The sequence below is a fragment of the Stenotrophomonas sp. YAU14D1_LEIMI4_1 genome (genome assembly GCF_003086815.1).
Lineage (GTDB): Bacteria > Pseudomonadota > Gammaproteobacteria > Xanthomonadales > Xanthomonadaceae > Stenotrophomonas.
The window spans coordinates 741,805-754,862 of the sequence record NZ_CP025997.1 but is presented as its reverse complement, the minus strand read 5'-3'; the positions used below and the strand labels follow the sequence as shown (position 1 = coordinate 754,862).

Annotated in this window: 14 protein-coding genes and 1 riboswitch; of the genes, 7 read left to right on the top strand and 7 right to left on the bottom strand. The window is 66.2% G+C overall.

Annotated features, from left to right (window positions below; genetic code table 11):
• Positions 1 to 398: 398 nt before the first annotated feature.
• Together C1932_RS03315 and C1932_RS03310 are read left to right on the top strand one after the other, a co-directional pair.
• The gene (locus C1932_RS03315) at positions 399 to 2,714 is read left to right on the top strand and encodes an autotransporter outer membrane beta-barrel domain-containing protein (protein ID WP_108761229.1); all 2,316 of its coding nucleotides are present in this window, start codon (positions 399 to 401) and stop codon (positions 2,712 to 2,714) included.
• A gap of 495 nt (positions 2,715 to 3,209) precedes the next feature.
• Positions 3,210 to 3,620, top strand: a complete 411-nt coding sequence (locus tag C1932_RS03310; protein ID WP_108761228.1) for a hypothetical protein — start codon at positions 3,210 to 3,212, stop codon at positions 3,618 to 3,620.
• Positions 3,621 to 3,724: 104 nt separating this feature from the next.
• On the opposite strand, the gene thiL is transcribed toward C1932_RS03310, so the two are convergent.
• From thiL to C1932_RS03285, 5 genes are all read right to left on the bottom strand, one after another.
• On the bottom strand, positions 3,725 to 4,687 hold the full coding sequence (thiL, locus tag C1932_RS03305; RefSeq protein WP_108761227.1) for a thiamine-phosphate kinase: 963 nt from the start codon (positions 4,685 to 4,687) through the stop codon (positions 3,725 to 3,727).
• A gap of 100 nt (positions 4,688 to 4,787) precedes the next feature.
• A complete protein-coding gene (nusB, locus tag C1932_RS03300; protein WP_108748505.1) occupies positions 4,788 to 5,267 on the bottom strand; it encodes a transcription antitermination factor NusB in 480 nt (159 codons plus the stop codon).
• Positions 5,264 to 5,731, bottom strand: coding sequence for a 6,7-dimethyl-8-ribityllumazine synthase (gene ribH / locus C1932_RS03295; protein WP_108761226.1), 468 nt, complete (start codon positions 5,729 to 5,731; stop codon positions 5,264 to 5,266). Before ribH ends, nusB begins: the two co-directional genes overlap by 4 nt.
• A gap of 147 nt (positions 5,732 to 5,878) precedes the next feature.
• Positions 5,879 to 6,979, bottom strand: a complete 1,101-nt coding sequence (gene ribB / locus C1932_RS03290; protein ID WP_108761225.1) for a 3,4-dihydroxy-2-butanone-4-phosphate synthase — start codon at positions 6,977 to 6,979, stop codon at positions 5,879 to 5,881.
• Positions 6,976 to 7,578: a riboflavin synthase gene (locus tag C1932_RS03285; protein ID WP_108748503.1), complete on the bottom strand. Its 603-nt coding sequence runs from the start codon at positions 7,576 to 7,578 to the stop codon at positions 6,976 to 6,978. The genes ribB and C1932_RS03285 overlap by 4 nt, the downstream gene beginning before the upstream one ends.
• 77 nt (positions 7,579 to 7,655) lie before the next feature.
• Positions 7,656 to 7,800, bottom strand: a riboswitch (FMN riboswitch).
• 294 nt (positions 7,801 to 8,094) lie between these two features.
• Here C1932_RS03285 and C1932_RS03280 point away from each other — a divergent pair.
• The 5 genes from C1932_RS03280 (at position 8,095) to C1932_RS03265 (ending at position 11,339) form a co-directional block, all read left to right on the top strand.
• Positions 8,095 to 8,718: an outer membrane beta-barrel protein gene (locus tag C1932_RS03280; protein WP_108761224.1), complete on the top strand. Its 624-nt coding sequence runs from the start codon at positions 8,095 to 8,097 to the stop codon at positions 8,716 to 8,718.
• A gap of 102 nt (positions 8,719 to 8,820) precedes the next feature.
• Positions 8,821 to 9,702 carry a hypothetical protein gene (locus tag C1932_RS03275; protein ID WP_108761223.1) on the top strand — a complete coding sequence of 294 codons (882 nt, stop codon included), beginning with the start codon at positions 8,821 to 8,823 and terminating at the stop codon, positions 9,700 to 9,702.
• A 1-nt stretch (position 9,703) separates the two neighbouring features.
• Positions 9,704 to 9,862 (top strand): hypothetical protein, encoded by a 159-nt coding sequence (locus C1932_RS19785; RefSeq protein ID WP_159094495.1) that lies wholly within the window; start codon positions 9,704 to 9,706, stop codon positions 9,860 to 9,862.
• A 38-nt stretch (positions 9,863 to 9,900) separates the two neighbouring features.
• Entirely contained in the window at positions 9,901 to 10,485 is a 585-nt protein-coding gene (locus C1932_RS03270; RefSeq protein ID WP_159094494.1) for a hypothetical protein, read from the top strand.
• Positions 10,486 to 10,685: 200 nt separating this feature from the next.
• Complete coding sequence (locus C1932_RS03265) at positions 10,686 to 11,339, top strand: hypothetical protein (protein WP_108761221.1); 654 nt, start codon at positions 10,686 to 10,688, stop codon at positions 11,337 to 11,339.
• Positions 11,340 to 11,371: 32 nt separating this feature from the next.
• Here the strand turns inward: C1932_RS03265 and ribD are convergent, their stop codons facing one another.
• Together ribD and nrdR are read right to left on the bottom strand one after the other, a co-directional pair.
• Positions 11,372 to 12,457: a bifunctional diaminohydroxyphosphoribosylaminopyrimidine deaminase/5-amino-6-(5-phosphoribosylamino)uracil reductase RibD gene (ribD, locus tag C1932_RS03260; RefSeq protein WP_108761220.1), complete on the bottom strand. Its 1,086-nt coding sequence runs from the start codon at positions 12,455 to 12,457 to the stop codon at positions 11,372 to 11,374.
• Between the two features lie 79 nt (positions 12,458 to 12,536).
• A complete protein-coding gene (gene nrdR / locus C1932_RS03255; protein ID WP_108748499.1) occupies positions 12,537 to 13,058 on the bottom strand; it encodes a transcriptional regulator NrdR in 522 nt (173 codons plus the stop codon).

Below are 13,058 nucleotides of genomic sequence, written 5' to 3'. Positions count from 1 at the left end.
GGCCATTACCGTAGGAAGGGGCCGCAAGGGTGGCAATCGAATTGGTTGCATTCCCAAGCCGCTGCAGCGTGCTGTCGCACCCGCGTCCGCATCGGATTCACCACACTGAACATCATCCGTCTCGCGCCTCCAACCGAGCCATGCTTTGCAACTAATTGCATGGGCCGCCGCCCTGCCTCCGCGCAGAATTCGTGCCAATCGAGACACAGGCTTCGCGCTTCGGCCCATCACGCCTGCTTCACGCAAACAGGTCGAAAAGCCACGTGCTTAACGTGCGCCTGAACGATTCTCTGTGTCGACTCTTTCCCAGCAAGGACAAGACCATGCACCCTTATTGCACCCGCGCTGCTTATCCTCATCAACGCACGCTGACCCGTGGCATCGTCCTCGCACTATGCATGCTGCCGCTGGCCGGCGCCTGGGCCGGTGATCTGGACGGTACCGTGGGAACGGTCAACGACGGCGACCCGATTGAGGAATGGACGCTGCACAACAACGCGGTGCTGAACGTGACCGGTGGGCAGACCCGCACCATCAGCGCAGTTGATTCACTGGTGACGTTGTCAGACGCAACGGTCAGCCGCAGTGGCTCACATCAGCGTGCTGTCGAGCTCGATGGCTCTGCCATCCTGCAGTCAGAACGCAGTGTATTTCGAGGTGGCGGTGTCCTGGTGTCGGGCGCGGCATCGGCACACTTGGTGGGCAGTCGCATTCTGGTGACAGCCGCCGAAGGTCTTCCGCCGGACGCAGTGCTCAGCATCGGGTTGTCACTTGGCGGCACCCCCGCAAGTATTCCGCTTCCGGGCGCATGGTCCATGCTGGATTCAACCTATGTGCGCGTCGAGGATGCAGTCGGCGGCAGCGATATTTCCAGCGGATTGGGCGTACGCATGCACAATGGTCATGTTTACATCGTAAACGGCTCTGAGATTGATGCAGATAACGTAGGCGTACTGATGTATGGCACGAGCTATACGCCCGATACACTGCGCCTCGATGTTGACAGCTCCACTATACGGGCCAGGCGCGGCGCGGCCATCCGCGTGGCTGCCGACGACGCTGCTGACTTCGAGATCACCGTGGCAAACGGTGCACAGTTGATCGCGGGCAATGGCGACCTGCTGCAGGTGGACTCGCGCGACGGTATCGCCACCCCCGGCGCCAGCCATGTGCGCTTCAGCGTGGACGACGCGCGCCTGATCGGCAATGTCAGCTTCGATGCCGCCACGGTCGATGGCAGCTTGGACGTCGCCCTGCGCAACAAGGCCCAGATCGACGGCCGCTTCATCAACGTCACCACCGCCAGCATCGACAGCGATGCCACCTGGCTGATGACCGGCGACAGCAACGTTGGCCATCTCACCCTGGGCGCGGGCGGTACCGTGGCGCTGGGCAATGGCAGCAGCTTCAACACGCTCAGCCTGGACGAGTTCACCGGCAACGGCGGCACCCTGCTGTTCAACACCCAGCTGGGTGACGACACCTCGCTGACCGACAGGCTGGTGATTGCCGGTGATGCCACTGGCCAGGCCAACGTGCGCGTGCTCAACGCCGGGGGTGCCGGTGCCAAGACCGATCGCGGCATCGCGCTGATCGACATCGGTGGTGCCTCCAACGCGCAGTTCGATCTGGTCGGCCGCGCCGTGGGCGGGCAGTACGAGTACTTCCTGGTGAAGGATGCCAACGGCAACTGGTACCTGCGTTCGGAACTGGCCACCGCGCCCGACCCGTGCCTGGTGGACCCGACCCTCCCCGAGTGCAAGCCGGTGGACCCGATCGATCCGATCGACCCGCCGCCGCCGATCCTGCGCCCGGAAACCGGCGCCTACCTGGCCAACCAGTTCGCGCTGGACCAGATGCTGCGCCACAGCTACCGCGACCGCCAGGGCAGCGCAGCAGCGGTGGATGGCATCCGTGGCTGGGCCCGTGTGGATGCCACGCAGAGCACGCTGGGGGCGGTGGATGACCAGCTCGACCTGCGCGTGGACCGCTCGCGCCTGCAGCTGGGTGCGGATATCGGCGTGTTCGATGACGGCCGTGGCCGTGTCGGTGTGATGGGCACTGCCGCACGCAGCAGCGCGACTTCGCGTTCGGACGTGACCGGTTTCAGTGCACGCGGCAAGGCGGAAGGTGGCGCGCTGGGCGTGTACGGCAACTGGGCCAACGATGCGCTGTATGTGGATGCCAGCGTGCAGCGCGGCCAGTTCCGCAATCGCGTGCAGGGCGATGGTCTGGCCGAGGAACGCTACGACTCGGATATCTGGCAGTCGTCCGTGGAAGCCGGCTACCGCTTCAACATTGGGCAGATCGGCAATACCGCGCTGAGCCTGCAGCCGGAACTGCAGTTGATCTACACCGATGCGAAGACCGACGTGCACACCGAAGCCAACGGCACGGTGGTACGTGCGCAGGGCGACAGCGGCCTGTCGGGCCGAGCTGGCCTGCGCCTGCAGGGTGAATCGCGCTCGGCCGCGGGGGCTTCGGTCAGCCCGTACCTGGCGGCCAACTGGTACCGCGATGGTGCGGGCAATGGCATCGCCTTCGATGATGACGTGCTGAAGGCCGGCATTCCGCGCAACCGCTATGAGCTGAGCGCAGGTGCACGGGTGGAGTTCCGCTCCGGCTTCAGTGCCTGGGGCGGGTTTGGCGTGATGCGTGGTGATAGTGGATACCGCGAAGCAACCGGCAATCTATCGGTGGCTTACAGCTGGTAATGGCAACAGAACGGCGCCGGAGCAATCCGGCGCCGTTCTGCGCTCTGTAGAGTCGAGCCATGCTCGACTGCCTTTCTCAACTGCGGCCGACAGCAGTCGAGCATGGCTCGACTCTACAGAGAATGTCGCAATCGGCACGTACAGCCACGGTGCTGTCGCCCACCGCGATTTTCCAACAGTTTCGACGTTTCAAACTTTCCTCATTGGCAGCGCGGACGATGCGCGCAAATCATGGGCGGCCACCGACAACGGGTGGCACGGGCTTCCAATCCCGTTTGATTAGTGTCGTTTACGCTTGTCTGTCGGCGTCGCTCCTTCCTTGTTGGGCGGCGTCGGCAGGCAATCCGTCCGCGTGCTTCATGGCGGGCGGTGCGTGGGGGCCTCGTGCCCGCCGGCATTTGGCGACGCTAATCACCGGTATTGGAACCACACACCGTCCGCCACCCTCGCTGTACAGCGGGGTGGCCTCTTCGCCGCATGCATCAGGACGCCGCCATGACCGCCACCCGCCTTCCTTACCTGTTCGCCACCCTGGGCGACGCCGCCACGCGCCTGCCCGATGAACTGGCACGCACGCTCGAAACCACGTTGGCCAGCCTGCAGGCCGAGTCCGCCCACAATGGTGTAACCCTGTTGGGTTGCCTGCAGGCCATCCGCGAAGTAGATGCCGCCGATGGGCAGCCGTTGCCGGTACAGGGGCGAAGCCAGAGCCAGCGCTGGGCCGTGGCGCGTATTGATCGGGCCACGGCCGGGCTGACGCAGCTGCTGGAACTGCTGCACGCCATCGACCGGGTGCGCGTGGATGGCGATGCGTGCCAGCAGGTGGGCGACCACGTGCGCGAAGGCCTGCTGCTGGCCTGCCGGGGGCTGGCCGAGTACGTGGGCTTGCAGGTGCAGGCAGCCTAGCGCTGAGCGATGCCGTTACACCCACGGCTTGGTAGGTGTCGACCTTGGTCGACACGGTTTCGTGCCAACCAAGGTGGCCACCTGCCAGAGCAGCACCGGTGCCGCTACGCGAAGTGCTGGTATCCGCCGTCGGCGGCTTCGCCGTCCACATGCACGCCCTGCCCTTCGGCAATTCGGCCGATGCGGGTGAGCGGCAGGTCGAGCGATTCGGCCAGGTAGTGCAGCGCGTCGCGCTGGCTGGCGGCGGCAGTGAAGCACAGTTCGTAGTCATCACCACCGCGCAGTGCACAGTCACGTGCGCCGTCGCGGCCCAGCAACTCACGCAGGGCATGCGAAACCGGCAACAGATCGGCATCAACATGCGCCGCCACCGCGCTGCGCGTGGCGATGTGGCCCAGGTCGGCCAGCAGGCCGTCGGACACATCCACCGCCGCATGCGCGAACGCGCGCAGACGCAGGCCCAAGGTCACCCGCGGCGTGGGCCGCAGCAGGCGCAGGCGCAGGCTTTCATAGTCGGCCAGCAGCGTGGCCGTGGCTACGTTCAGCGCGCCCTGCTGCCACAGGCGCAGGGCGCCAGCGGCATCGCCCAGCGTGCCACTGACCCAGATATCGTCGCCCACCTGCGCGCGATCACGACGCAGTGCCTGGCCACGGCCGACCTGGCCCATGGCAGTGACCGACAGCGACAGCGGACCGCGCGTGGTGTCCCCACCAATCAGCGCGATGTCGTGCTGGTCGGCCAGGGCGAAGAAACCGTCGGCGAAGGCCTCGATCCATTCTTCGCTCGCTTCCGGCAACGACAGTGCCAGCGTGCACCATGCCGGTCGCGCACCCATTGCAGCCAGATCGGAAAGATTGACTGCCAGCGTCTTCCAGCCGATATCGAAGACCGGGGTTTCTGCCGGGAAATGCACGCCGCTGTTGAGCGTATCGGCGGTGACCACCAGCTGCTCGTTGGCACGCGGCTGCAGCAGCGCGGCGTCATCGCCGATGCCCAGCACGATGTCGTCGCGTTCGACGGTGCGGGCGCGGATGCGGTCGATGAGGGCGAATTCGGCCAGGGACATGGCGTGCTCCCGAGGTAATGGCGATATCAGGCATCAGTGCCAACCAAGGTTGGCACCTACCGAAGGCAGAATCAGGGCATCCGCCAGAAGCGGAACCGGATCAGTGACCCGATTCGACCTTGCGCCATTCCACGGCGGCACGATCCAGCACGCCGTTCACGTAGGTGTGGCCGTGCTCGGAACCGAAGCGCTTGGCCGATTCGATGGCTTCGTTGATGACCACGCGGTACGGCACATCCAGGCGGTAACGCAGCTCGTAGCCGGCCAGGCGCAGCACGGCGCGTTCGATGGCGTCCACTTCTTCGATGCCACGGTCCAGGTACGGCGCCAGGGCTTCGTCGATGTCACGACGGTTGTCCAGCACGCCGTGCACCAGCGCTTCGAAATACGCCAGATCGGCGATTTCGCGCGCCTGTTCGTGGGCGAACTGGGCGATCAGCGACTGGCCGTTGCCACCGGAGATCTGCCATGCGTAGAGCGCCTGCACGGCGCGCCGACGGGCGCGCGAGCGCAGCACCGGGTCGATGCCATCGCGGCGGACGGGTTTACCGGAGGGCTTGCCCTGGGTGTTCTTGTTCATGGCAGTTGCTCCAGCAGATTGACCATTTCCAGTGCGGCGAGTGCGACTTCCTCGCCCTTGTTGCCGTGGCTGCCGCCTGCGCGGGCCTCGGCGTCTTCAACGCGTTCCACCGCCAGCACGCCGTTCAGCACCGGCACGCCGAAATCCAGCTGCACGCGCATCAGGCCTTCGGCGCAGCGGTCGGCCACGTGTTCGTAGTGGCGGGTATCGCCGCGGATCACGCAGCCCAGGGTGAGGATGGCGGCGTGTTCGTGGGCGGCGGCCAGGCGCGCGGCAACCAGCGGCAGTTCCCAGGCACCCGGCACGCGGATCACGTCGATGTTGGCTTCGGTGATGCCGTTGCCGGCCAGGCTCTGGCGGGCGCCAGCGACCAGCGCATCGGTGATGCGGGCGTTCCAGCGGCTGGCCAGAATGGCAAAGCGCGCCGTCTCGGGGGTGCGAAGATCGCCTTCGTAGTGGCTCATAAGCGGCTTGGGGGTTCGATAAGGGGGTAATTCTAGCGTGGATGGGCCCCGACCGTGGTTGGCGGGGGGCCTGGGATCGGCCGGGCATGGCCCGGCGCTACCGGGGTCGGATCCCGCGCCGAGGGCTCCGACCCCATCGGGCACCCTTTACAGGGTCACCGTCTCCACCACTTCCAGACCATAGCCGGCCAGGCCGACCTGGCGGCGGGGGGTACCCAGCACGCGCAGCTTGCCCAGGCCCAGGTCGGACAGGATCTGCGCGCCGGCACCGTTGCGGCGCCACTGGCCCACGTCCTTGTCCTTGCCCGGCACCACCGGCGCCGGCTGCTGGCGCAGGCGGGCCAGCAGGGCCTCGCCGTCGCGCGGGGCCGACAGCACCACCATCACCCCGGCGCCTTCAGCGGCAATCGCACGCAGCGCATCGGTGGCGGCCACGCCGAAATCGTCGCGGCGCCAGTGCAGCAGGTCGGCCAGCGGGTTTTCCACCTGCACCCGCACCAACGTAGGGGTGTCGGCTACCGGGGTACCACGCACCAGGGCGAAATGCAGGTCGTGGGCGATGCGGTCGCGGTAGGTGACCAGCTTGAACGGACCGAATTCGGTGTCGATCTCGCGTTCGTCCACGCGCTCGACGGTCTTTTCGGTGGCCAGACGGTAGGCAATCAGATCGGCGATGGAGCCCATCTTCAGGCCATGCTCGCGCGCGAACACTTCCAGTTCCGGGCGGCGCGCCATGCTGCCGTCCGGGTTGAGGATTTCCACCAGCACGCCCGCCGGTTCCAGCCCGGCCAGCATGGCCAGGTCCACGCCCGCTTCGGTGTGGCCGGCGCGGGTCAGCACGCCACCGGGCTGGGCGATCAGCGGGAAGATGTGGCCCGGCTGGTGCAGGTCGGCCGGCTTCGCGTTCGGCTTCACCGCGGTGCGGATGGTGTGGGCGCGGTCATGCGCGGAAATGCCGGTGGTCACGCCTTCGGCGGCTTCGATGCTGACGGTGAAGTTGGTCTGGAACTGCGCGGTATTGGACTGCACCATCGGCGCCAGGCCCAGATCGGCCGCGCGCGTGCGGGTGAGCGGCAGGCACACCAGGCCACGGCCGTGGGTGACCATGAAATTGATGTCCGACGGCTTGACCAGCTCGGCGGCCATGATCAGGTCGCCTTCGTTCTCGCGGTCTTCGTCATCGACGATGACGACCATGCGGCCCTGGCGGATGTCTTCCAGGATCTCGGGGATGGGGGCGAAGTTCATGCGCGGGCTCCTTCACCCAACAGCCGCTCGACATACCGAGCGACCAGATCGATTTCCAGGTTCACCGCGCTGCCCACGCCGGTGGCGGAGAAGGCGGTGTTGGCCACGGTGTGCGGGATCAGGGCGACTTCAAAGCCTTCGTCGTCCACTTCATTGACGGTGAGGCTGACCCCGTCCACGCAGATCGAGCCCTTCTTGGCGATGTAGCGGCGCAGCGCGGCCGGCGCGGCAAAGCGCCAACGCTGGGCGCGCGCATCTTCGTGGATGGACAGCACCTGACCCAGGCCATCGACATGACCGCTGACCAGATGGCCGCCCAGACGGTCGGTCGGGCGCATGGCGCGCTCCAGGTTGATGACCGCGCCTTCGGCAAGCTGGCCCAGCGTGGTCAGGCCCAGGGTCTCGGTGGACGCATCGGCCTGGAAGCTGCTGGCGTCGAACGCGATGACGGTAAGGCAGACGCCGTTGATGGCGATGCTCTCGCCCATCTGCACGTGATCGAACGGCAGGTTGCCGACGTTGAAGGTGAAGCGGACATCGCCGCCGATGGCTTCGCGCGCGGCCAGACGGCCCACGCCTTCGATGATTCCAGTAAACAAGTAACGTTCTCCGCGGAAAGTGAGCGAAAAACGCCGCAAGGCAAACAGGCGGGCGCAGGGCCGCGAAGGCCCTGTGGCACCGTCTTCTTTCATCCGGACTATACCGTCGGCTCCGGCATTGGACCGGATCTGCTGACCCCCGGCCGTGGGCCGGGGCGCTCGCGGGCTCGTGCTTGCGCACCTACCGCCGGTGGGGAATCGCACCCCGCCCTGAAGACGTTTGTGTACCGGCGAACCGGCGCGGCTAGTGTACCAGCCCGGGCTGAACGGGGTGCCCAAAGGGTCGGATCCCTTTCCAGCGGAAAGGGCTCTGACCCCATTGGCTTATTCCTCCCCGGGGTCAGAGCCGTTTTCCTTCGGAAACGGATCTGACCCCGCCCGCCGCCCCCAGCTGTGACGGGCGTCGCTCGCAATCTGTAAATTTTTCATTAAACTCCCGGTTCGGACGACATGACGTCGCCACGGGCTGCCACGACGGTATCCCGCCAATGGACTGAAATTCTTACAGGAACTTCCATGCGCAAGATTCTGATCGTGGCCGCCCTGCTGGCCGTTGCCCCGCTGTCGGCCCAGGCCGAAGCCCTGAGCTACACCTACGTTGAAGGTGGCTGGACCCAGTTCAAGACCAGCGACGACGACCTGAACGACCCGAAGGTCGACGGCGGTTACCTGCGCGGTTCGATCGCGCTGGCCGAGCAGGTGCACGTGTTCGGCGCCTGGAACTACGCCAGCAAGTCCTACGATTACACCTACGGCACCTTCAAGCTGGAACTGAACCAGCCGGAGCTGGGCATCGGCTACCACATGCCCTTCAGCGACCGCGTGGATTACACCGCCGATATCGCCTGGGTGCGCCAGCAGGCCGAGCTGACCGTGAAGGACGTGGACTTCGGCCGCCTGACCAGCAAGGACCACACCAACCTGGTGCGCGCCACCATGGGCCTGCGTGGCAAGCCGTCGCGCATGACCGAAGCCTGGATCAAGGCCGGCTACATGGACGGTGGCAATGAATTCGAAGGCACCTGGGTCGGCTCGGTCGGCGGTCAGATCAACTTCACCAAGACCTGGGGTCTGGTGGGCGAAGTGGCCGGTTACCGCGACGTCACCCAGTTCTCCGCCGGCGTGCGCGCCAGCTTCTGATTGCTCGATCCTCGTCGTGTAATCGAACGGGCCCCGCAAGGGGCCCGTTTTTTTTCATGCCGATGGGCTAGGCTTGCGCGCCTCTGGAACAGGAAATCCGTCATGAAGACCCCCCTTCGCACCCTGCTGGCCGCCGCGCTGATCGGCACCCCGTTGCTGGCCGGCGCCGCCCCGGCCGCCCTGACCCCCGAACAGACCTTCGACCTGTACGCGCGCGCCCTGCTGGAAGATGACACGGCCGCCACCGCCCGCTTGAACGAAACGCTGAAGCCGGCCTTCGACGGCGAAGACGCGCTGAGCCCGCCGGCCGGTGCGCTGGCCAAGGCGCTGGCCGAACCGTGGCAGGTGGTGCTGGCCGGCGCCGGCGCCAAGGCCGACCCGGCCGCCGCCGAGGCGATGTATGCCAAGGCGCTGCACGGCTCGCAGTGCCGCGCCACCGGCAGCCAGGTGGAAGACAACGAATACGTGGATGACCAGAAGATCGCCACGGTGCAGTTCCGCTGCCAAGCGGTGGATCTGTCCAGCGTGCGCCCGCTGTTCGCGCAAAGCCTGGCCGAAGGCACGCCGGCCACGCGCATCCGCTTCACCCAGGCCTACACCCAGGCCCTGCAGAGCGGCCCGCGCCAGCCGATCACCGGCAGCCTGAAGCTGTACACCGCCAAGGACGGCGCGTTCTGGTACAGCGCCAACTTCGACGATCTGATCGGCCCGGTGGTGGGCGCACTGGCACCGTTCGACGAATGGATGCAGGACGCCGCCGCTGCCGATGCACCGAAGGTGACCGGCGTTCCGGGCTGCGACCTGCTGCTGCAGCAGCACCGCAGCTGCGTGGCGAAGATTGCCCCGGACCAGATCAGTGGCGTGGATGCCATGGCCGAAGAACTGAAGGCCAAGGCGCAGGTGCAGTCCGCCGAGGCAATGACGCAGGAATGCAAGGCACTGCGCCCGATGGCGGAAATGATGTGGACCGACGAATGCGCGTGACGTGTCGGCGCTGAATCGCTGGGGGCTGGCGGCTGCGCTGCTGGCCCCTGTTGCGGCCGATACTGCTGCATGGCCAACCCTGGGCCGCTGGTCGCCAGTGGCCGATCTCTTCCTGCCATTCGTTGAATCGAACGAGCACCTGCCCGACGACGCGGACTGACGCCGCGTCCGATGTTTTCCTGTCAAGGAGCATCTCCGTTGTCACGCCTGCCACTTGCCCTGTTGTTCATGGCGTTCTCTGCGCCCGCTCAGCCTGCGCTTCCCACGGCGGAACAGAGCTTTGATCTGTTCGCGCGTTTCATGCTGGAGAGCGATGCAGATGCCGCCGCGCAGGTCTCGGAACTGACGGGCGCGCTGCTGCGCAGTGAACGCTGGGAAGATGCAGTGGACCGGATGGTGCTGGGCGATGCGCCGGCTGACGACGCGCGCACCCGGCTGGGCCGCGAGCTGTCACGACAGGTCGCGCTGGCACTGCGGCAGACCCAGTGCCGCAGCGCGGGCAGCCAGCGCAGGGGCAACGACGGCCTGCAGATCGCCATCGTTGATTACACCTGCCAGATGCCTGATGCGGCCGCGCAAGGCGATACTTCGCCGGCCGATGCGGGGAGCGAGCACGACGCGCAGCCGGATGTACGCGCGGCCAGCACCCGCCTGCAGCAAGCGCCCCGCCGCGCACAGACCTACCAGGTGATCCTGGCACGCAACAGCGACGGCGATCTCTGGATACCGCAGGATCTGCCCCCACTGCACGTGTGGGTGGAGCGCCTGCTGCTGCCCGAGTAACGACGGCCGCTGGCTGCAGCTGTCCAGGGTCGTGCTCACGGCGTTGATACCCCTGGATGCATGGGACGCTGGCGAGGATGGAGCAGGCGCCTTGGGACGTTGTGCGATCGACTGATCGCTGCAGGCTTTTAGGACAAATTGCATGGAAACGCAGTTACGTCTGAACCAAGCTGTCTTCCCTGCCTCTGCTGGATTCCACAATGCTGCTGCGATGCCTTGCCTTGCTGCTGTCCGTTCCTGCCACCGTTCAAGCCGCCCCTGATGATCGGCTGAGTCCTGAGCAGGCGTTCGATCTGTACGCGCGGACGGCACTGGAAAGCGACACCCAGGCTGCCAACGCGCTTCGTGCGGCAAGGCCTGCGGACGCATTCCTGTCGGACGAGATGATTTCCCGGCTGGCCAGCATGGTGCCGGACATCGTTGAACTTGTCAGCAGAGAGGCACCGAGCCGGAACATCCCTGCTTCGCTTGCAGCCGAGTATGGTGAACTGATGACGGCAACGTATGCGCGCAGCCGCTGCCGAGCCACCGGTCACGACGCTGGCACCGGTCCCGAGGCTCACACTGCCAATAACGAAGTCACCGTCAACTTCAGTTGCCAGGTGCCTGCGTGGGACCTGGACAGCGGCATGCTTGCCGACCCTGTCGTCCGCCAACAGATACGTGGCGATGACGCACAGGCCATGCGCCTGGTGATCGAAGCATTGCGGAGCGCGCCCACACGCACATATACCGGCAGCGCATCAGTCTCTGGCTCTGATGCCACCGGCTACTTCCCCGATGGAATGACCATGGTTTCGCTCAGGCAGGTACTGCAATCGACGGTGCCGATGGCGCTGCTGGAAGACGAGTAGATCCACGCCAAGCGTGGATGGATGTCACGGCATCACGCGCGCAGCAGCAACCGCAGATCCTGGCCTACCTGGCGCTGATCGACCACACGCAAGCGACGCTGCTGCTCCATCGCTTCGATGCCCAGGCCGGCCAACAGCGGTCGACCGTTGTCGCCCAGCAAGGTAGGCGCCTGGTACAGCAGCAGCTCATCCACCCAGCCGCCGCGCAGCAGCGCACCGGCCAGGGTGGCACCAGCTTCGGTATGCACTTCGTTGATGCCGCGCTCGGCCAGCAGCGCCAGCACGGCGCCCAGATCCAACCGCCCATCCACGCTGGGCACACTGGCGAACTCGGCATCGGCTGCATCCGGTGCGCTCACCGCCGCATCGTGCAGGTACAGCGTCGGCGCCCCACCCTCGCGCACGCGGCTGCATTCCAGCGAGCGCAGGCGCGAATCCAGCACCACGCGCAGTGGCGGCAGCACCTCGGTGTCGGCCAGGCGCACGGTCAGCATCGGGTCGTCGGCCAGCACGGTGTCCGCGCCGGTCAGGATGGCGCCTGCGCGTGCGCGCCAGTGCTGCACGTCTTCGCGTGCCGCCGCGCCAGTGATCCACTTCGACGTTCCATCGGCCATCGCGGTGCGGCCATCCAGGCTGGCGGCCAGCTTGACCCGCAGCCACGGCCGCTTGCGTTCCACCCGCGACAGGAAGCCCTTGTTCAATTCGCGCGCCTGCGCGGCCATCAGACCTTCGGCGACGTCAATGCCCGCCGCGCGCAGCAGATCGAAGCCACCGCCATCGACCTGCGGGAACGGATCGCGCATGGCAGCGACTACGCGCGATACGCCGGCTTCGATCAGTGCCAGCGCACACGGTGGCGTGCGGCCGTAGTGTGCGCAGGGTTCCAGGGTGACGTAGGCGGTAGCGCCACGCGCCTCACCGCCCGCTTCGCGCAGCGCGAACACTTCGGCATGCGGGCCGCCGGCACGCTGGTGCCAGCCCAGCCCGACCACGCGCTCGCCGTGGGCGATCACGCAACCGACCATCGGATTGGGGCGGGTGGTGTAAGCGGCACGCTCGGCCAGGCGCAGAGCGTTGGCCATGTGCAGGTGGTCGAGGGCGGAGAACGGGGTGGTCATGGCGCCATGGTAACGCCGTCGATCCCGCCGGGCATGGCTCTGTGCCAACCAAGGTTGGCACCTACTACGGCGGTGGCGGTCAGCCCTTCTTTTTCTTGGTCAGGGCGATCACATCGCCCAGCAGCTGCAGCTGTTCGGTGCTGGACGGCAGGTCGCGTTCCAGCTTCTCGATCTCCTCGCGGAAATCGGCCACGTCTTCGAAGCTGCGGTACACCGAAGCAAACCGCACATAGCCGACATGGTCGAGCTTGCGCAGTTCGTTCATCACGAACTCGCCCACCTTGATCGAGGGCACTTCGCGTTCGCCACTGATGCGCAGCTGATGCACCACCGCGCGCACCGCCGCTTCGATCTTTTCTTCCGGCACAGCGCGCTTCTGCAGCGCGCGGTCGAAGCCGGCGCGGACCTTGCGCTGGTCGAACGCCTCGCGCGTGCCGTCGCTCTTGACGATGGCCGGCAGCTTCAGCTCGACGGTTTCCAGCGTGCTGAAACGTTCGTTGCAGGCTTCGCACTCACGCCGACGACGGATCGTCGCACCGTCTTCAGAGACGCGCGAGTCGATGACCCGGGTATCGGCATGTTGGCAGAAGGGGCAATGCAT

Bases quoted from the DNA above. Each gene is read 5' to 3' on its own strand.
- C1932_RS03280 (WP_108761224.1), top strand. From the start codon at position 8,095: ATGCGCAAGATTCTGATCGTGGCCGCCCTGCTGGCCGTTGCCCCGCTG.
- ribB (WP_108761225.1), bottom strand. From the start codon at position 6,979: ATGAACTTCGCCCCCATCCCCGAGATCCTGGAAGACATCCGCCAGGGC.
- thiL (WP_108761227.1), bottom strand. From the start codon at position 4,687: ATGTCCCTGGCCGAATTCGCCCTCATCGACCGCATCCGCGCCCGCACC.
- ribH (WP_108761226.1), bottom strand. From the start codon at position 5,731: ATGAGCCACTACGAAGGCGATCTTCGCACCCCCGAGACGGCGCGCTTT.
- nusB (WP_108748505.1), bottom strand. From the start codon at position 5,267: ATGAACAAGAACACCCAGGGCAAGCCCTCCGGTAAACCCGTCCGCCGC.
- C1932_RS03265 (WP_108761221.1), top strand. From the start codon at position 10,686: ATGCTGCTGCGATGCCTTGCCTTGCTGCTGTCCGTTCCTGCCACCGTT.
- C1932_RS03310 (WP_108761228.1), top strand. From the start codon at position 3,210: ATGACCGCCACCCGCCTTCCTTACCTGTTCGCCACCCTGGGCGACGCC.
- C1932_RS03315 (WP_108761229.1), top strand. From the start codon at position 399: ATGCTGCCGCTGGCCGGCGCCTGGGCCGGTGATCTGGACGGTACCGTG.
- ribD (WP_108761220.1), bottom strand. From the start codon at position 12,457: ATGACCACCCCGTTCTCCGCCCTCGACCACCTGCACATGGCCAACGCT.
- nrdR (WP_108748499.1), bottom strand. From the start codon at position 13,058: ATGCATTGCCCCTTCTGCCAACATGCCGATACCCGGGTCATCGACTCG.
- C1932_RS03275 (WP_108761223.1), top strand. From the start codon at position 8,821: ATGAAGACCCCCCTTCGCACCCTGCTGGCCGCCGCGCTGATCGGCACC.